Source organism: Candidatus Binatia bacterium (genome assembly GCA_035631035.1).
Lineage (GTDB): Bacteria > Eisenbacteria > RBG-16-71-46 > SZUA-252 > SZUA-252 > DASQJL01.
The window spans coordinates 1-19075 of record DASQJL010000076.1; the positions used below are offsets into that span (position 1 = coordinate 1).

Here is a 19075-nt window from a genome sequence, read left to right on the forward strand (position 1 = left end):
TCGGTCGAGGTGCGCGAATACCATAAGGTCACGCACGTCGGCCGGGACGGCGCCTCGAAAGGATCGCCGCTGACGAGAGGCGGCGTCCCGCGCCGATCGCTGCCGTTCCTGCTTCGCGTCGAGCGCGCCGAAGGGGGCGTCGAACACGAGCGAGCCGATTTCGTGATCGACGCCACCGGCGTGTACGGCTCGCCCTGCGACCTGGGCCCCGGGGGTCTCCCGGCGGCCGGCCAGGAATCCCTGGGCGGCTTGCTGGACCGGCACATTCCCGATCTGCTCGGCTCCGCGCGCGACCGCTATGCGGGACGCCGCGTGCTGCTCCTCGGATCGGGGCACTCGGCCGCGACCGCGCTCGTCGACTTCGAGGCGCTCGCCGGGCAGGGCGCCGGGGCCGAGGTCCACTGGATCCACCGGGATCGCGAGCGTTGCTTTCGCGAGGTGCCCGCGGATCCGCTGCCCGCCCGGAGCGAGCTGGCGCGGCGCGCGAACGCGGTCGCCCGTTCGGCCCCCTGGCTGCGGCGTCATCCGGAAGCGGAGGTCGTCGGCTTCCTCCCCGGGCGGAATGGCGCCGTGACGGCGCTGCTCGTGGAGAACGGGAGCGAGGTCAGGCTCCCAGTGGATCGCGTCCTGGCGCTCGTCGGGTACCGGCCCGATCTGGAGATGACGCGGGAGCTTCGCGTGCACACCTGCTACGAGTCGGAGGGCCCGATGAAGCTGGCGGCGGCGATCCAGGCCGCGGGCGGCGGGTCGGGCGACTGCCTGGCCCAGGTCGCTCACGGACCGGCCTCCCTGGAGACGCCCGAGCCGGGCTTCTGTGTCGTCGGCGCCAAGAGCTACGGGCGGAACCCGGACTTCCTGCTGTCGGTCGGGCACCAGCAGGCGCGGGACGCGGTCTCCCTCATCGCCGTTGCGCGCGCCCGCTCGGCGGGTACAATGAACGAAACCCAGCACCCGAAGGGAGACGACGGATGGCTCGAGACAACGGAAACGCCCCAGACGACTACCTGAAGATCCGGGCGATCGACCACGTGGAGTTCTGGGTCGGGAATGCCCGCCAGGCTTCCTATTTCTACACGCACGCCTTCGGGTTCACGACCACGGCCTACGCCGGCCTGGAGAGCGGCGTCCGCGACCGGGCCTCCTACGTCATGGAGCAGGGGAAGGTCCGCTTCGTCCTGTCCGCACCGCTGGGCCCCGACGGCGAGCTGGCGGAGCACGTGCAGCGGCACGGGGACGGCGTGCGGGACATCGCGCTCGAGGTGGAGGACGTGGACCGCGACTACGCCGAGACCACGAAGCGCGGCGCCCGCGGCATCCTCCCGCCGACCACGATCTCCGACGAGAACGGCTCGATCCGCAAGGCGACGATCGCCACTTACGGCGACACCGTCCACTCGTTCATCGACCGCTCGAAGTACAAGGGAGCCTTCCTCCCCGGCTACAAGTCCACCGGAAACCGCCCGGCCCAGGGGCCGCTCCTCTACGTGGACCACATGGTCGGCAACGTGGCGCTGGGAGACATGAACCGCTACGTCGACTACTACCGCGACGTGATGGGCTTCTCGCAGTGGCAGCACTTCGACGACCAGGACATCTCCACCGAGTACTCCGCGCTCATGTCGAAGGTGATGGCGGGCGGCGGGGGGCGGGTGAAATTCCCGATCAACGAGCCGGCCGAGGGGAAGCGGAAGTCGCAGATCGAGGAATACCTCGACTATTACCGCGGCCCCGGCGTGCAGCACATCGCGCTCGCGACGGAGGACATCATCTCGACCGTCTCGCGGCTCCACGACTCGGGGATCGCCTTTCTCAAGGCGCCGCGCGCCTACTACGACGCGCTTCCCGACCGCGTCGGCTCGATCGACGAGAACCTGGACGCGCTGGCGGCGCTCGGCATCCTGGTGGACCGCGACGAAGAGGGGTACCTGCTCCAGATCTTCTCCAAGCCGGTGCAGGACCGCCCGACCGTCTTCTACGAGGTGATCCAGCGCAAGGGAAGCCGCGGCTTCGGCAAGGGGAACTTCAAGGCCCTGTTCGAAGCGATCGAGCGCGAGCAGGCGCTCCGCGGGAATCTGTAAGGCCGGGCTTCCGGACCGGATGCGGCTCGTCTCCTTCGCCCGCCCCGGCGCGCCCGGCCGCGCGCTGGGCGTCCACGACGAAGAGGGCATCCTCCACCTCGCGCACGCCGCCGCGATCCTCGAAACGCCCGAGAGAGATCGAGCCCTCCTCGCCACGATGGAATCCCTGCTCGCCGAGTGGGAGCGCGGCGAGCCGCTCGCGCGCGAGGTCGCGGCGCGCGCCCGGGCCGCGGGGGACCGCGCGGCCGCGTTCCTGAGCGCCGTCCGGTTCCGCCCCGAGGACGTCGTCCTGCTTTCCCCCGTCGCGCAGCCGCCCGCCGTGCGCGACTTCTACGCGTTCGAGACCCATGTGAAGAATGCCCGCGCCCGCCGCGGGCTCACCATTCCCGCGGAATGGTACGAGGCGCCGGTGTTCTACTTCTCGAACCCCGGGGCGTTGATCGGCGACGGGGCGCCGGTGGCGCGGCCCGCGTCCTCGAAGGCGCTGGACTACGAGCTGGAGATCGCCTGCGTGATCGGGAGGCGCGCGCGCGACGTGCCCGCGGACGACTGGCGTTCCGTGGTGGCGGGGTTCACGATCCTGAACGACTGGAGCGCGCGGGACGTGCAGCGGAAGGAGATGGCGGTGGGTCTCGGACCGGCGAAGGGGAAGGACTTTGCCACCTCGCTGGGACCCGCGCTCGTGACCCAGGACGAGCTCGCGGACCGGATGGCCCCGGTCCCCGGAGCGGGGGACCGTCTCCAGCTCGCGATGGGGGCCCGGGTGAACGGGAAGACGCTCTCCCGCGCCGATGTCGCGGACATGCAGTTCACCTTCGGCCAGATGATTGCGAGGGCCTCGGCGGACGTGTATCTTTTTCCGGGCGACGTGATCGGGTCGGGTACGGCCGGGAACGGCTGCCTCCTCGAGTTGGGCCCCGAAACGCACCCCTGGCTGGAACCTGGCGACGAAGTGACCCTCGAGATCGAGCGTCTCGGGACCCTCACCAACCGCGTCGCCTGATCGCGATTCGAGAGGAAACGCCATGCCGATGTATCACGCCCTGGGCCAGATCCCGCACAAGCGGCACACCCAGTTCCGGCGTCCGGACGGGAAGCTCTACACCGAGCAGCTCATGGGCTCGCGGGGCTTCTCCGGACGCTCCTCGCTGATCTACCACCACAACATGCCGACGCAGGCCAAGGAGATCCAGAAGATCCAGGACTGTTCGGTCGTCTATGCCGCGGAGCAGGGGCTCCGACACTACCACTTCAAGACGAAGGGCCTGGAGAAGAGCGGCGACCCGATTTCGGGACGCGTCACCCTCCTGCACAACGCCGATGTTTCGATGGCGATCGCCGTGCCCGATCAGAACATGGACTACTGGTACCGGAACGGGCAGGGGGACGACCTCTACTTCATCCACGAGGGCACCGGCCGCATCCAGACGATCTTCGGCGAGCTGCACTACGGCCCCGGCGACTACGTCGTGATCCCGCGCGGGACCACCTACCGCTTCGAGCCCGCCGGCGACCCCCAGCGCTACCTCGTCATCGAGTCGGCCTCGTCGATCGAGACCCCGCGCCGCTACCGCAACGAATACGGCCAGCTGCTGGAGCACGCGCCCATGAGCGAGCGCGACATCCGGAAGCCGGAGCGGCTGGAGACCTTCACCGAGCGGGGGCGGTACGAGGTCCGGATCAAGGCGCGGAATCAGATCACCGCCTACGAGTTCGAGTTCCACCCGCTCGACGTCGTCGGCTGGGATGGGTTTCTCTATCCCTACATCTTCAACATCGGGGACTTCGAGCCGATCACCGGACGCATCCACATGCCGCCTCCGACGCACCAGTGCTTCGAGGGGCGGAACTTCGTGATCTGCTCCTTCGTGCCGCGCATGTACGACTACCACCCGCTCGCGGTGCCCGTGCCGTACAACCACTCGAACGTGGACTCCGACGAGGTGCTCTACTACGTGAACGGGAACTTCATGAGCCGGCGCGGCATCGAGATCGGCTCGTTCACGCTGCATCCCTCGGGAATTCCGCACGGACCCCATCCGGGCGCCACCGAGGCCTCGCTGGGCGCCAAGGAGACCAAGGAGCTCGCCGTCATGCTCGACACGTTCCACCCGCTGAACGTGACGACCGACGCGGAGCCGTACGACGACAAGGGCTATCCCTATTCGTGGCTCGAACCGTCCGGCAAATTCACCGGCGAGGGCGCGACCGGTTGAGCGCCCTCCGGGGGCTCGACCCGAAGGAGATCGCCCCCGCGGACGTCTATGCGCTGCTCACGGGCTGCGTCATCCCGCGCCCGATCGCGTTCGTCTCCAGCCTGAGCGCGGACGGCGTCGCCAACCTCGCCCCGTTCTCCTTCTTCAACGCCGGCGGCGGGAACCCTCCGTCCTTGGTCTTCTCGCCGGTCACGAGCGGCGGCCTTCGCGACAAGGACACGCTGCACAACGTCCGGGCCACGCGCGAGTACGTGGTGCACGTCGCTCCGTGGGGGCTGCGGGAGCGGATGAACCAGACCTCGGCCGAGTATCCTCCCGAGGTGGACGAGTTCGAGGCCGCCGGGTTCACGAAGGTCGCGAGCACGGTCGTGAAGCCGTGGCGCGCGGCGGAGTGCCCGATCGCCATGGAGTGCCGCCTGTTTCAGATCGTCGAGCACGGCCAGGGGCCCTACCACGCGAACTACGTGATCGGCGAGGTGGTCTACTTCCACATCCAGGAGTCGCTGATGAAGGGACAGCGCGTCGATTCCGCTTCGCTCGACGCCATCGGACGCCTCGGCGGCCCCAACTACACGCGGGTGACGCGGGAGTCGATCTTCGCGATGCCGCGCCCCGGGGCGCCGGAATCGCCCGCGGCCGGCACGAAGCCGTGACGCGCGCCGAAGCGACAACGGCCGTCGCCTTCGGTCTTCTGGCCGTTTTGGCGACCGCGGCTTCGGCTGACCTTGTCGATGCCGCTTCCGTGGGCTCCTCCGCCGCCCCCCCCTCCGCCGTCGCCGACACGCTCTCCTTCGAGTTCGCCGACTCCTCGGGCGCTCCGGCGGGGTGGAAGGTCTGGATGCCGCCGGCGCGGTGGGACGGCACGGCGCCGCACGGCGGACGCGGCGCGGCGCGGATCGATCGCGACTCCGCCAGCGCAAACGAGTTTTCCGCGTTCTCCCGCGCGGTCCCCGCCGAGTTCGCGGGGGACACGCTCGAGCTTCGCGGGTGGCTCCGCACCGAAAACGTGCGGGGCTTCGCGGGCTTCTGGCTTCGGGAGGACGGACGGGGCGGCGCGGTTCAGTTCGACAACATGGAACAGCGCGCCATCGCGGGAACGACCCCGTGGACCGAGTATCGCGTCGCGCTGCCGCTGGACCCGCGTGCGCGGAGCATCGTGTTCGGCGGCCTCCTGGCCGGGGCCGGCACGGCGTGGATGGACGACGTGCGGCTGCTCGTGGACGGAACGCCGCTCGCCGAAGCGCGGCGCGTCGTCCGCGCGCGCCCCGGAGCCGAAACCGATCACGAGTTCGACGGAGGCTCGCGCCTGACCGAGCGGGAGCTGCTCGATGCTCGGGTCGAGAACCTCGCGCTCCTGGGAAAGGTCTGGGGATTCCTCAAGGTGCATCATCCCCGGATCGCGTCGGGGGCCCTCAACTGGGACTACGAGCTCTTCCGGATCCTGCCCGCGGTGGCGAAGGCGAAGACGCGCGACGCCGCGGCCCGCGCGATGGTCCGCTGGATCGACCGGGTGGGGATGCCGCCGCCGTGCCGGCCCTGCGCGACCCTCACCGACTCCGCGGCGATCGCGCCCCCCGTCGGCTGGATCCACGACCGGAGCCTCACGCGCGATCTGTCGACGCGCCTCGAGCGGATCTACCGCGACCGCACCACGGGGGACGATTCCTACTACGCCTCGATGACCGGCCTTTCCAATCCCGACTTCTCCACCGAGGTTGGATACCCGACTCCCGGCACGCCCGACGCCGGATACCGCCTGCTCGCCCTCTTCCGCTTCTGGAATGTCGTCGAGTACTGGTTTCCGGATCGCGATCTGATCCGCGAGCCGTGGGACGGCGTCCTGGCCGAGTTCATCCCGAAGGTCCTCCGCGCCGGGGACAGGGACGCCTACCGTCTGACGATGATCGACCTGGTGGTCCGCATCCGGGACGGTCATGCCAACGTATGGAACGCGATCGACGCCCGGCCGCCGCGTGGCGGCTGCCGGCTTCCCGTGGCGCTCCGGCCGGTCGGAGACCGCTACGTGGTCGGGGCCTTCGCCGATTCCGCGCGCGGCCCGGCGAGCGGTCTTCGGATCGGCGACGTGATCCAGGCGCTCGATGGCGCCAGGGTCGATTCCGCGACGGCGGCCTGGGCGCCGCACTACGCCGCGTCGAACGAGACCACGCGGCGGCGCGAGATCGCGCGGTGGGCGACCCAGGGCCCGTGCGGGGCATGCCGCGTGTCGGTGGAGCGGGAAGACGGCGTCCACGAGATCCTCGCGCAGCGCGACTCGTCGCGCGCGATGAACGCCCGCGCGGGCATGACCCACGACCTTCCGGGGCCGGCGTTCCGCCGGCTGGCCGACGACGTCGCCTATCTCAAGCTGTCGGCCGTGCGCGTGGCGGACGCCGCCTCCTACGTGCTGCGGGCCGCCGGCACCCGCTGCTGGATCCTCGACATCCGGAACTATCCGAGCGAGTTCATGGTCTTCGCCCTGGGGCAGCACCTGGTGTCGGCGCCGACCCCGTTCGTTCGCTTCACCCGGGGGGATCTGGCGAATCCCGGCGCCTTCTTCGGGATGGCGCCGGTCGTCATCGAGCCCGCCGCGCCCCACTACGACGGGAAGATCGTGATCCTGGTCGACGAGATGACGCAGAGCTCCGCCGAGTACACGTCGATGGCGTTCCGCGCGGTCCCGGGCGCGATCGTCGTCGGCAGCACCACGGCCGGGGCCGACGGCAACGTCTCGACCATTCGGCTCCCCGGAGGGCTCGGGGCCGCCATGAGCGGATTAGGCGTCTTCTATCCCGACCACACACCGACCCAGCAGGTGGGGATCGTTCCCGATATCGTCGTCCGCCCCACGGTCGAAGGAATCCGCGCGGGGCGCGACGAGGTGCTCGAGGCGGCGCTCAAGGCGGCGCTCGATCGGGAGGTTCGGGTCCCCACCGCTCCATGAGGAACTCCCCATGACCACCGTGACCGCCGCCGATCTGGATCTCACCGCCGCCGACGTCGCCTGGGACCTGGAGCCGCTCGTCCAGGGGGACGGGGACGCCGGCGTCACGCGCCTCCTGGACGAGGCCGCGCGGCGCGCGACGGCCCTCGCCGCGGCCTGCCACGGCCGCATCGCCACGCTCGACGCGGCGGCGTTCGCGGCCATGATGCGCGAGGTCGCGGAGATCTCCGACCGGCTGGGACGCGCTTCGAACTACGCCGGGCTCCGCTTCTCGGAGAACACCGAAGATCCCTCCCGCGGCGCGCTCCTGGCGATGGTGGAGGAGCGCGGCACGGCGATCTCGAACGAGCTGATCTTCGTCACCCTGGAGTGGGCCGCCCTGGAGGACCGCCGCGCCGAGGCCCTCCTGGCCGATCCGGCGCTCGCTTTCTGCCGCCATCATCTCGTCGTGGCGCGGCGCCATCGCCCGCACCTCCTCACCGAGCCGGAGGAGCGGATCCTCGCCGACAAGGCGGTGACCGGGCGGAGCGCCTGGACGCGCCTCTTCGAAGAGCTGACCTCCTCGATCACCGTGTCCCTCGACGGCGAGACCCTGGGGCTGGAGCTGGCGCTCGCGCGGCTGCACTCCTCGGACCGCGACGTGCGGCGCGCGGCGGCCGAGGCGACGACGGCGGCGCTCCAGCCGGGGCTTCGGACCCGCGCGTACGTCCTGAACACGCTCCTCTCCGACAAGGCCATCGACGACCGGCATCGCCGCTACGCGAACTGGCTCCAGAGCCGGAACCTGGACAACGAAGCGAGCGACGAGTCGGTGGAGGCGCTGGTCGCCGCGATCGTCGGCCGGTACGACATCCCGCGGCGCTGGTACGCGCTCAAGGCGCGGATGCTCGGCCTGGACCGCCTGGCCGACTTCGACCGCTACGCGTCGGTCGCCGAGCACGAGACGCAGCACGGCTGGAGGGAGTCGCGCGAGCTGGTGCTCGACGCCTATCGCTCCTTCTCCGGCGAGCTCGCGGCGGGGGTGCAGCGGTTCTTCGACGAGCCCTGGATCGACGCGCCGGTGCGGCCGGGCAAGCAGACCGGGGCCTTCTGCTCCTACACCGTGCCCTCGGCCCATCCCTACGTCCTGTTGAACTGGACCGGCCGCCGGCGCGACGTGCTCACGCTGGCGCACGAGCTGGGGCACGGGATCCACGCGTACCTGGCGCGGCCCCAGGGCATCTTCCACCAGAGCACGCCGCTCACGATCGCGGAGACCGCCTCGGTGTTCGGGGAGACGCTCACGTTCGGGAAGCTGCTCGAGAGCACGACCGACCCGGGCGCGCGGCTGGCGCTCCTGGCCGAAAGTCTCGAGGGGATGCTCGCGACGGTGTTCCGGCAGGTCGCCATGAACCAGTTCGAGCAGGCGGCGCACACGGAACGGCGCGATCGGGGGGAGCTGAGCGTGGAGCGCTTCGGCGAGCTGTGGGCGGAGACGCAGGAACGGATGATGGGCGATTCCGTCGCCGTCACCGAGGGCTACCGCTCCTGGTGGTCCTACATCCCGCATTTCTACTCGCTGCCCGGGTACGTCTACGCCTACGCCTATGGGCAGCTCTTCGCGCTCTCGGTCTACCGGGAGTACGAGCGGCGGGGCCCCTCGTTCGCTCCGGCGTACCTGGAGATGCTCGCGCGGGGCGGCTCGGCGCCGCCGGAGGAGCTGGGACGGATCGTCGGGGTGGATCTGACGAGCCCGACCTTCTGGGAAGGAGGCCTGGGCTTGATCGAAGACCGCCTGGGCGCGACCGAAGAGGCCGCGCGCGCCGCCGGAAGGCTCCCCGCGGCCTGACGGCCCGGCCCGCTCAGGGCGCGACCGCTTTCGCTTCCCCCCGCTTCGCCCGCGCGCGGTCGGCGAACCGCACCATGCGGGTGAGCCCTTCCCGCAGCTCTTCGTCCGAGACGCAGAACGCGATCCGAACGCGCTGGCTCGCCTTGGGATTCGAGGGATAGGCCGGCGCGCCGCTCGGGTGGGGCAACGCGTTCGGGAGCCCGTCGGGATCCATGTCGGGCTGGATCGCGAAACCGACGCCGGGCGCGACCGCGACGCGCTCCTCGCGCAGGAGCGCTTCGGCGAAGGCGTCGCCGCTCATCCCCGTCGACGAGACGTCGGCCATGATGTAGAAGGCGCCGTCCGGCTCGTAATCGGCAAGCCCCGCCGGCTTCAGGATCGCGAGGGCGAGGTCGCGGCGGCGGCGGTAGGCGTCGCGCATGGCCGCCACGCCCAGGTCCGGCTCGCGCGCGGCCGGGAGCGCGCCCCACTGGGTGGGCATCGCCGCGCTCGCGACGAGCGGCTCCTGGCACTTTCGCAAGAGCGTCGCCGTGTAGAGCGAGGGGGCGATGAGATAGCCGAGGCGGAGCCCGGTCATCGCGTAGGACTTCGAAAAGGTGAAGAGCGTGAACACGCGCCGCTCGGCCTCGGGGAGGTCGCGCTCGAAGGATGCGGCCGAAACGTGCGCTCCGCGGAAGACGAAATCCTCGTAGGCCTCGTCGCTCAGGATCCAGAGATCCCGCTCGCGCGCCGTTTCCCAGATGCCGCGCAGCGTCGCCTCCGGAAAGACCGCCCCGGTCGGGTTGCTCGGGCTGTTGACCAGGATGCCGCGCGTGCGGGGCGTGATCAGCCGGCGCATCGCGGCGAGATCGGGCTGGTAGCCGGCGCCCAGCGGATAGAAGACCGGACGCCCGCCCAGGAGCAGCGTCTCCTGGATGTAGTTGGGCCAGTAGATCTCGGGTAGCAGGAACTCCTCGCCGACGCCGAAGATGGTTTCCATGGCGGCGAAGAGGCCCTGGGTCGAGCCGGGGGAGATCACGATGTGGTCGGGCGTCGCAGTGATTCCGTTCTTCCGGCGCGCCTTCTCGGCGAGCGCGACCCGGAGCTCGTGCACCCCGGCGGTCGGCGCGTAGTGCGTCTTTCCCCCGCGCAGGGCGGCCGCGGTCGCTTCGATCACGGCTTCCGGAGGCGCGAAGTCGGGATCGCCGACGTGCAGGCGGAAGACGGGCCCTCCGCCGGCGCGCTCCATCTCGTCGGCCAGGCGGAACATGGTTCGGATCGGGGAGAAGGGGATCAGGCTGGTGCGCCGCGATGGCTGGGGCATGCGTGCTCCTCGGTTCCAGGTCGGGTTCGGACCCGCAGCATAGCACCGGCAGGGCGGGCCGCGCGCGGCATCGGGACCGTTCCCGGGGTGGATACCACGGTCCCCTTGCGCGGGAGGGGATGTCGTGCTCCGGGAACCGCTTGGCTTGCCGAGGGTACGGCACGTTTGTTACCCTCGCGGGACTACGATTCCACGGTTCACGCGGTCCGGATCCACCTTCCGAGGAGGCCTGGGAATGCTCGCGTCGAGAACGGCTGTCGCGGCTATCGCGCTGTCCATGCTGGTGTTCTGCGGAACCTCCTCGGCGCAGGGAACGACCGCGGCACCGGCCAAGGCGGCTCCGGCGGCCAAGGCGGCTCCTGCGGCCAAGCCGGCCGCGCCGGCCAAGGCCGCGATGCCTTCGATCTCGGCCACCGTGAAACCGGTCTCCGCGACCCCCGCCTCCGCGGCGGCCGCCAAGCCGGCGAAGGCGTCGGCCCCGGCCGGCGGCCCGCGCACCATCGTCGGCGAGGTGATCGATCCGGCCTGCTGGATCATCAACGGCGCGGGCGGAAAGGGTCACGCCGAGTGCGCCGCGGCCTGCGCCAAGGCGGGGCAGACGATGGCGATTCTCGAGAAGAAGACGAACAAGGTCTACATCCTGGCGGGCGACAAGCCGGGCGAGGACCCGAACAAGGGCGTGGCCGAGTACGTGGGGCAGCAGGTTCTGGTAAAGGGGCGCGTCTACGCCCGCGGCGGCGCCATCGGGCTCCGCGTCGAATCGATCGAGCCGTACAACGCGAAGCTCGCGGCGGAAACGCCGTAAGACCGAAACCCAGGGCGCGGAAGGAGCCACATCGCATGAATCGCAGCAGGCGCACGATCGTTTCCGTCCTGGCCGCGGCCGCTCTCGGCGCCGCGGCGCTGGGCGCTTCCACGCCCGTACCCGCGCCGAAGGGGCCGGCGAAATCCGCTCCGGCCAAGCAGCCCGCCGCGATGGTCGGGCACGACCACCACGACATGTCGAAGATGGACGGCGCCAAGGGCGCCTCCGACAAGGGGAAGTTCACGACCATCGTCGGCGAGGTCATGGACCCGGCGTGCTTCCTCGAGGCCGGATCCAAGTCGATCGGCCCGGGCCATTTCCAGTGCGCCGTCGACTGCGCCCGCTCGGGGCAGACGCTCGCCATCTACGACCGGGCGGCCGACCGGATCTACTTCATCGCCGGCGAGCTTCCCGGAAAGAATCCGAACGATCCCGTCAAGGGCTACATTCACCAGAAGGTGGACGTCTCGGGCACGGTCTACCACCGCGCGGACGCGTGGGGGATCGTGATCACGAAGGTCGTGCCGCACGAGGGCGCCGCCGCTCCGGCGTCGGCCCCGGGCGCGGGGAAGTAGCGCCCCGCCGATCGGCTTCTCGAGTCACCCGGAGGACTCCGGAACCGCGTGAACTCGCTGGTCCTGCCGCTCACGGCGATCGTCGTCTTCGCGTTCGCCTATCGCTACTACGGCGCCTTCATCGCCCACCGGGTCGCGCGCGTCGATCCGTCGCGTCCCACGCCGGCGGTCACGATGGCCGACGGACGCGATTACGTCCGCACCAACAAGTACGTCCTCTTCGGTCACCATTTCGCCGCGATCTCCGCCTCGGGCCCGCTGATCGGCCCGGTGCTGGCCGCGCAGTTCGGCTACCTCCCCGGCGCGCTCTGGATCCTGATCGGGGCCGCGCTCGGCGGCGCCGTGCACGATTTCATCATCCTCTTCGCGTCGGTGCGGCACCGCGCCTCCTCGCTCTCGGAGATCGCGCGCCGGGAGATCGGCCCGGTCGCGCACGGCGCGGCCACCGCGGCGATCCTCTTCATCACGCTCCTCCTGCTCGCGGGTCTCGGCATCGTCGTGGTGAACGCGCTCGCGCACTCGCCCTGGGGCACGTTCACCGTCGCGATGACGATCCCGGCCGCGCTCCTCTTCGGCCTCTACATGTACCGGCTCCGGCCGGGGCGCGTCGTGGAGGGGAGCCTGATCGGCGTGGGGCTGATCCTGGCCGCGGTGCTGCTGGGTCCCTGGCTCGTGGCCTCGCCCTACGCGAAGTGGTTCACCCTCTCCCCGCGCGCGCTGGGCGTGGCCCTCCCGGTCTACGCGTTCATCGCCGCGACGCTGCCGGTGTGGCTTTTGCTCTGTCCGCGCGACTATCTCTCGACCTACATGAAGATCGGGACCATCGCGCTGCTCGTGATCGGGGTGGCGGTCGTCCATCCCAGGCTCCAGATGCCCGCGATCACGCCGTTCGTGAACGGCACCGGACCGGTGCTTCCGGGAATGAAGGTCTTTCCCTTCTGCTTCATCGTGATCGCCTGCGGCGCCATCAGCGGCTTCCACGCGCTGATCGGCACGGGAACGACGCCGCGGATGATGCCCGACGAGGGGAGCATCCGGTTCATCGGCTACGGGGCGATGCTCACGGAGGGGGTGGTGGCCATCATGGCGCTGGTCGCGGCGACCGCGCTCGTGCCGAACGATTACTTCCTGATCAACGGCGTGCCCAAGGCGGTGGCGGCGCTCGGCATCCATCCGGTGCAGCTGCCGGAGCTGACGCGCCTGGTCGGCGAGGAGACGCTGCAGGGGCGCACGGGCGGCGCCGTATCGCTCGCGGTCGGGATGGCGAACATCCTGCGCCAGATCCCGGGCATGGGACACCTGATGGCGTACTGGTATCACTTCGCCATCATGTTCGAGGCGGTGTTCATCCTGACCGCGCTCGACACCGGAACCCGCGTGGCGCGGTATCTCTTCCAGGACGTGCTCGGCCGCGTGTGGGCGCCGCTGGGATCGACGACGAGCGTCGCGGCGGTGGCGGGCGTCGGCGCTCTGGTCTGCGGGGCGTGGGGCTTTCTCACGGTCACCGGCAGCATCGAGACGATCTGGCCGCTCTTCGGCGTGGCGAATCAGCTCCTCGCCGTGATCGCGCTGGCGGTGGGGACGACGTTCCTCCTGCGGCAGCGCCCCTCGCGCTACGCGTGGGTGACGCTCGGCCCCCTGTGCTTCCTGACCGTCAGCACGATGTGGGCGGGAGTCCTGAACACCTTCCGCTATCTCGCGCCCTCCTACGTCGCCGACAAGGGGCCGCTCGTCGCCTACCTCGACGGAATCCTGAGCATCGTGCTGCTGCTCCTCGTCGCAACCGTGCTGCTCGACTCCGTGCGGCGGTGGATGCGGATCCTGGCCCTGAAGCGCGCGGGGCTCTCGGAAATCCCGCTCGCCGTGGAGCCCGCTCCAGAGCCGGCGCCGACAGGGATCGGCGCGGCGCCCGAGCCCTCACTGTAGATCCTCGCTTCGCCACGGTCTCCCCCAAAACGAATCGGCCCGAGCCGCCGGAGCGGATCGGGCCGTGGGGATCGCTAGCGAGAAGGGCGCGTCAGGGAAGCTGGGAGTCCTTGAAGTTCGCCACCTGGACCGGGACGCTGGCCAGCGCCTCGACCTTGTCGCCGTTGTTCGAGCCGTTGGCCATCACGAACCCGTAGACCTTGATGCGCGCCGTCGTGGCGGTCGCGACATTCGTCGGCACGGAGGCCTTGGCGCCCAGATCGCTCAGCGCGATCGAGCCGTCGGCGGTGCCGCCCGAGGGAACGCGAAGGGTGAGGCCGCCCGAGTAGGGAGGATAGATGCCGTTGTCGTAGGTGACCGAATACCCGGTCACGACGATCTCGGAGTACGGGCTTCCCGGAGCGAGCGGCGCCGAGCCGTCGGCCGGGACGTTGCCGAGCGTGATCTTCGCTTCGTCCGCCACGACCGTGCCGGAATCCGAAACCAGGTCGCTGTAGAAGACGTTGCCGTCGTTCACCGAGACCACCGTGAGGAAGGAGCGGGTGGACGTGTCGGTGCATCCTCCGATCGCGAGCAGCGCGATCCCTGCGAGCGCCGCGAGCGCGAGCAACCTGAGCGTCTTCATATCGGTCTCCTTGGCCTACGCGATCCCCATCGCGCATGAAGCGGGTAGGAACGGCATACGAAACCCCGCAGCCGGAAACGCAAAGGGCATGCCACATGTAGGCCCGAAGGGCCGGGCTGTAAGTAACACCGTTTACAGAGGCTTATCGGCGGTGGCTCAACTTTGTCCCATGGCAGCGAAACGGGCGCCGTGCATAACGCATCGGCGCCCGCCGGACTGCAACGCGATGAAGCCGGTTACTTCTTGGCCATCGCCATGCTCGCCGCGTTCGTGAAACGGCGGTTCACCTCGTCCCAGTTGATGTTCCGCATGAACGCCTCGACGTAGGCCTTCCGGTCCGAGCCGTAGTCGATGAAGTAGGAGTGCTCGTACGTGTCGCAATTGAGCACCGGAATCGTGCCCCAGACGCCGCCCTGGTTCTGGGCGTCGCCGATGAAGTTGTGGAGCATGCGGTCGGTGGGGTCGTAGGCGAGAACGACCCAGCCGCGCGCGCACATCGCGGAAGCCTTGAAGTCCTCCTCCCACGCGGCGAACGTTCCGAAGTCCTCCTTGATCTTGTCGACGACCTCGCCCTTGGGCTGTCCGTCGCCGCCCATGATCGAGAAGTAGATCTCGTGGAGGATCTGGCCGTTGGCGGCAAACGTCTCCTCGGCCTTCAGCCCCCGCATCTCGCTGTAGATCTGATTGGCCTTGCTGCGGTCGACCTTCTGCAATGCCTCTTCGATCTCGTTCCGCTTGTTCACGTAGCCCGCGTACAGCTTGTCGTGGTGGATCTCCATCGTCTTCGACCCGATCCCCTTCAACGCGTCGTTCGCGTAGGGGAGGGGTTGAACGGGGTGCTTGGCCATGAGGGCGTCTCCTTATGTCCCGCCGCGAGGCGGCGGAATGGGGTCCTTGGAGAATGAGGCAGCCACTATATCAGATGCGCCGCGACGGGGTTGGGAGCGCGTCCCGAGGGCCGCGGGCGCCGCGGAAGCCCGCCGGGTTCAGTTCTCCTGGCCGGGAAGCCGCCGTCGGATCGATTCGACGCGGTAAAGGCGCGGTCCCTTCTCTTCCAGCGCCAGCTCCACCTCGGCGCCCACTTCCTTGCCGAGCAGGTTCCGCGCGAGGGGCGCCCGGTAGGAGAGCACCCCGGGGGCGATGTTCCCGTCCCCCTCGCCCAAAATCCAGAAGGTGACCGGGGGATCGTTGTTGCCCTCGGGGCGCAGCGTCGCCTCGGTGCCGACGCCGACGCGCGAGGAGTCGACTTCGAGGTTCTCGATCAGGCGCGCGCGCTGGATCATCCCCATCACTTCCTGAAGCCGGGCCGCGGCATTCGCCTGCCGCTGCTTGGCCGCCTCGTACTCGGCGTTTTCGCGCAGGTCGCCCAGCGCGCGCGCCTTTTCGATGGCGGCGGGGATCGAGGTCTTGAGGTCGCGCGCGATCTTCGCCATCTCCACGTTGAGCCGGTCGTAGGTGGCGCGCGTCATGAGGGTGAACTGCGTGTCCACGTCCTCGGTGCTGCGCCCCTCGAGCAGATCCTGCGCCCTCGCCTTGCGGCGGCGCTCGTATTCGTCGCCCAGGTCCCCCAGGCCGACTTCCTGGAGGAACTCGAGGATCGGGACGAGGCGCCGCTCGCTGCCGTTCCAGTGGAGCACCGTGCGCTCCAGCGCTTCCGCGGTCTCCGTTTCGGGGGGCGTGGCGCGGAAGCGCCGATGGAGCAGCCCGCCGTCGGCGACCAGCCCGTAGAGGCGCTCCGGCACGCCCTCGGGGAGGTCCCCTTCGAGAAGGCGGACCGTGGCGACGAGGAGCGCGTCCATCGTCGGGGCCCCCGCGTCGTCGGGGTGGGCCGCGAAGTGCTCGACGAGCCGCGCCGAGAGCGCCGGGTGCTCCGACGCGCGCGTCATGCGCTGCTCGATCGCGCGCGCGTAGCGCTCGGGCCCGAGCAGCTCGCGGAGCCGCTCCCGGCCCTCCTCGCGGAGCCGGGGAAGCCGGCTCTCGACGGCGAACCAGAGGAACTCCTCCTCGCCCGCGACGCCGCGCGAGAGCCCGAGGAGCTGCTCCTGGTTCAAGCCGAGCGCCAGGTCGTCGGGCCGGAGTCCGGCCGCGATGAGGTCGGCGAGGATGACCTGCGCGGTCTCCTTCGGCACCGAATGCCAGGAGAGCGCGTAGCAGAGCGCCTGCGCGCGCATCGTCCCCTCGAGCCGCTCGTCCTGGGACCAGCGCGCGACGAGCGGGCCCGCGTGCGCGCTCAGGCGCGGCTCGTCCTCGGGGTGCTCGCGGAGGAACTTGCGGATCAGCTGAAGTCCCGCGCCGGGCGCCTTCGGCGCGATCGTGGGCAGCGTGGCCGCGGCCGCCTCGCTCCCCTCGGGCGCAAGCCGGAACTGCCCGCGGTACGCCTCGCTCGTGTCGAGGCGCGCGTCGGTCTTCCAGCGCTCCTTGACCCGCTTCCAGAAGAGGGTCGCGTCGAAGCCGGGGAGCGCCGCTTCCAGGCGCGGCTTCATCTGCGCCTGCGTCGCGGCTCCGCCCATGTCGCGGAGCACCCGCGCGATCACCTCGGGGTCTCCCTCCGCCGCGAGCGCGCGGGCGCGCTCCGGCTGCTCGATCGCGAGGACGCGAAGGCCGTCGCTCGGGAGCCGGTCCAGGGAACGGGACGCCATGGCGAAGGACATCTTGTGTCCGGAGCGGCCGGTGAAGTCCAGGGTCAGCGAATCGCCGTCGCTCGCGAGGACGCGACCGATCCCCCAGGTCTGGTGCGTGACGTAGGCGCCGGGCGGCAGGGCCAGGATCTTCGGCACCCGCGCGGCGATCGCGTCGTACGACTCGCTCGGATCGAGGATCCCCGAGCCCTGGATGATCGCTTCGGGATCGGGCTCCTTGCCCACGACGATCCGGAAGAGCCTGGCGAACATGGCGCGCCCGGCGGTGCCGCCCGGCAGGCGCGGGAGGATCGGAGCGACGTCGTCCCAGTCGAAGCGCCCGCTGGCGCGCTCCTCGAGCGGCGGAATCGCGAGATCGAGGATCGATTCCGAGTCGCTCCAGGGGGCCAGGGCCGCGTAGCGAAGGAGGATCTTCCCGATGCGGACTGGCGCGGTTTCGAGATCCTCGTCCACCGCGCGGAAGAGCGCCTCGCTCAACCCTTCGTGGACTCCGTCGTCCAGCGAGAGCTCGACGGCCCGGAGCCGGTGCTCGCGCGCGGCTTCGCGCGCATCGGGATCGGCGGAGCGCTCGAGCAACGCGGCGAGATCGGCGTGCAGCTCGGGATCGGCGTGGCGGATCCCGATCGCGGTGCGTAGCCAGTCGGCGCGCTCCTCTTCGGATGCCGCGGGATTCTGCGAGAGGAAGTGGAGGAAGCGCACCGCGGCGGGGGTCGGCTCCGGCTCGAGAAAGCGGGGAAGGAGCGCCAGCACGCCGTCCCGGTCGCCGGCCGCGAGCAGCTTGTCCGAGACGACCTCGAGGGCGTCGAGCGCGCGCGCCCGCTCGCCCAGTCCCTGCTGGAGCAGGGCGGCCAGGAGCAGGAGATCCCAGCGCTTCTTTCGCGCCGGCTCCTGCTCGAGCGCCTTGAGCGCGGCCTCGGCCGCGCTTCGCTCGATCAGGCGGTGCGCGAGAAGCTCGGTGTCCGCCCAGCGCGGATCGCCGTGGCGAAGCGGCGGCTCCTCGCCGGTGGCGCTCTTCAGATAGGCTCGCAGCTCTGCGTCGATCATCGTTGGGATCCTCGAGAATCCGCTAGGATAGCGCAAGGAGGCTCCCCTCGGATAGACTCTCCGGCTTCACGCGACGCGCTTCGAGCGAAGGGACCGAACGGTCGCAGCGTCGGGGCGCACGAAGGGGGCAGCGTCGGGGCGCACGAAGGGTCGCCGCGTCGGAGCGCACGAAGGGGGGACCGGATCCCGAAGCGGACACGACTCATCCTGGCCCTGAGCGCGAACCAGCTTCTTGCGAGCGGCACCCACGTGATCGCGAAAGGCGCGCTGCTCCGGCTGAACCCGCTCGCGCTGGCGCTGCTCCGCTTCGTTTCGGCTTCCCTCGTGCTCTTCGCCTATCTCCGGTTCCGCACCGGGCTCGCCCGCGTGGAGCGGCGCGACTGGCCGGCGTTCCTCCTGCTCGGCTTCCTCGTCATTCCGGGGAACCAGGGGTTCTTCCTGTTCGGATTGGCCCGCTCGACGGCGAGTCATGCGGCGCTGCTCTACGCCTTGACGCCCCTGATCGTGCTGCTGTTCGCCAGGCGCCTGCTGCGCGAAGAAGGGTTCGTGTCCAAGCTCCTGGGCATCGTCGCCGCGTTCACCGGCGTTGCGGTCATCCTCCTCGAGCGCGGGCTGCGGCACGAAGTGGGACTGTTGAGCGGCGATCTCCTCATCCTGGTCGCGGTCTTCGCGTGGGCCGCCTACACCGTTCTCTCGAAGCGGCTGCTCGCGCGCTACGACCCGATGACGGTGACCGGGTGGTCGATCATCTCGGGAACGCTGATGTGCCTGCCGGCGCTGTTCGTGCCCGGGGCCATTCCGCGCCTGGAGTCGATCCCGATCGGCGTGTGGGGCGCCATCGCCTACCTCGCCGTCGGCACCTCGGTCATCGCCTACCCGCTCTGGTCCTACGCGCTGCGCCACATGGACGCCTCGAAGGTCGCGATCACGTCCAACACGCAGCCGATCCTGACCGCGGCGCTATCCTGGCTGCTCTTCCGGGAGCGGTTCACGCCCGGGTTCTTCGTCGGGGCCGCGCTGATCCTGGCCGGCGTCACGTGGGTGGAGACGCGCCGGCCGGGCATGGCGCGGGTCGTGCCGGTGGAGGCGGGGTGA

Annotated in this window: 15 protein-coding genes; 11 read left to right on the top strand and 4 right to left on the bottom strand. The window is 70.1% G+C overall.

Going from position 1 to position 19075, the window contains the following annotated elements; translation table 11 throughout:
* The 7 genes from VE326_08250 to VE326_08280 all read left to right on the top strand — a co-directional run.
* Nucleotides 1–1008: hypothetical protein (locus VE326_08250; GenBank protein HYJ33196.1), on the top strand; the 1008-nt coding region annotated here is incomplete at its 5' end.
* The gene (hppD, locus tag VE326_08255; protein ID HYJ33197.1) at nucleotides 969–2078 is read left to right on the top strand and encodes a 4-hydroxyphenylpyruvate dioxygenase; all 1110 of its coding nucleotides are present in this window, start codon (nucleotides 969–971) and stop codon (nucleotides 2076–2078) included. The genes VE326_08250 and hppD, both read left to right, overlap by 40 nt.
* Nucleotides 2079–2097: 19 nt before the next feature.
* Entirely contained in the window at nucleotides 2098–3081 is a 984-nt protein-coding gene (locus VE326_08260; protein HYJ33198.1) for a fumarylacetoacetate hydrolase family protein, read from the top strand.
* 22 nt (nucleotides 3082–3103) lie between these two features.
* Complete coding sequence (locus tag VE326_08265; GenBank protein HYJ33199.1) at nucleotides 3104–4294, top strand: homogentisate 1,2-dioxygenase; 1191 nt, start codon at nucleotides 3104–3106, stop codon at nucleotides 4292–4294.
* Nucleotides 4291–4947, top strand: a complete 657-nt coding sequence (locus VE326_08270; GenBank protein ID HYJ33200.1) for a flavin reductase family protein — start codon at nucleotides 4291–4293, stop codon at nucleotides 4945–4947. The genes VE326_08265 and VE326_08270 overlap by 4 nt, the downstream gene beginning before the upstream one ends.
* 89 nt (nucleotides 4948–5036) lie before the next feature.
* Complete coding sequence (locus tag VE326_08275) at nucleotides 5037–7235, top strand: S41 family peptidase (GenBank protein HYJ33201.1); 2199 nt, start codon at nucleotides 5037–5039, stop codon at nucleotides 7233–7235.
* Nucleotides 7236–7245: 10 nt separating this feature from the next.
* Complete coding sequence (locus tag VE326_08280; protein HYJ33202.1) at nucleotides 7246–9063, top strand: M3 family oligoendopeptidase; 1818 nt, start codon at nucleotides 7246–7248, stop codon at nucleotides 9061–9063.
* Between the two features lie 13 nt (nucleotides 9064–9076).
* Here the strand turns inward: VE326_08280 and VE326_08285 are convergent, their stop codons facing one another.
* A complete protein-coding gene (locus tag VE326_08285; protein HYJ33203.1) occupies nucleotides 9077–10366 on the bottom strand; it encodes an aminotransferase class I/II-fold pyridoxal phosphate-dependent enzyme in 1290 nt (429 codons plus the stop codon).
* Nucleotides 10367–10601: 235 nt separating this feature from the next.
* Here VE326_08285 and VE326_08290 point away from each other — a divergent pair, with 235 nt between their 5' ends.
* The 3 genes from VE326_08290 to VE326_08300 are packed head-to-tail and all read left to right on the top strand — an operon-like array spanning nucleotide 10602 to nucleotide 13672.
* Nucleotides 10602–11171 (top strand): hypothetical protein, encoded by a 570-nt coding sequence (locus VE326_08290; protein ID HYJ33204.1) that lies wholly within the window; start codon nucleotides 10602–10604, stop codon nucleotides 11169–11171.
* Nucleotides 11172–11206: 35 nt separating this feature from the next.
* Nucleotides 11207–11746 carry a hypothetical protein gene (locus tag VE326_08295; GenBank protein ID HYJ33205.1) on the top strand — a complete coding sequence of 180 codons (540 nt, stop codon included), beginning with the start codon at nucleotides 11207–11209 and terminating at the stop codon, nucleotides 11744–11746.
* 48 nt (nucleotides 11747–11794) lie between these two features.
* Nucleotides 11795–13672: a carbon starvation protein A gene (locus VE326_08300; protein HYJ33206.1), complete on the top strand. Its 1878-nt coding sequence runs from the start codon at nucleotides 11795–11797 to the stop codon at nucleotides 13670–13672.
* 91 nt (nucleotides 13673–13763) lie between these two features.
* Here the strand turns inward: VE326_08300 and VE326_08305 are convergent, their stop codons facing one another.
* The 3 genes from VE326_08305 to VE326_08315 form a co-directional block, all read right to left on the bottom strand.
* Nucleotides 13764–14297, bottom strand: a complete 534-nt coding sequence (locus tag VE326_08305; GenBank protein HYJ33207.1) for a hypothetical protein — start codon at nucleotides 14295–14297, stop codon at nucleotides 13764–13766.
* A gap of 236 nt (nucleotides 14298–14533) precedes the next feature.
* Nucleotides 14534–15145, bottom strand: a complete 612-nt coding sequence (locus tag VE326_08310; protein ID HYJ33208.1) for a Fe-Mn family superoxide dismutase — start codon at nucleotides 15143–15145, stop codon at nucleotides 14534–14536.
* A gap of 138 nt (nucleotides 15146–15283) precedes the next feature.
* Nucleotides 15284–17980: a GreA/GreB family elongation factor gene (locus VE326_08315; protein HYJ33209.1), complete on the bottom strand. Its 2697-nt coding sequence runs from the start codon at nucleotides 17978–17980 to the stop codon at nucleotides 15284–15286.
* Between VE326_08315 and VE326_08320 the strand changes: the two genes are divergently transcribed.
* Nucleotides 17915–19075, top strand: coding sequence for an EamA family transporter (locus VE326_08320; protein HYJ33210.1), 1161 nt, complete (start codon nucleotides 17915–17917; stop codon nucleotides 19073–19075). The two genes, VE326_08315 and VE326_08320, sit on opposite strands and share 66 nt — an antisense overlap.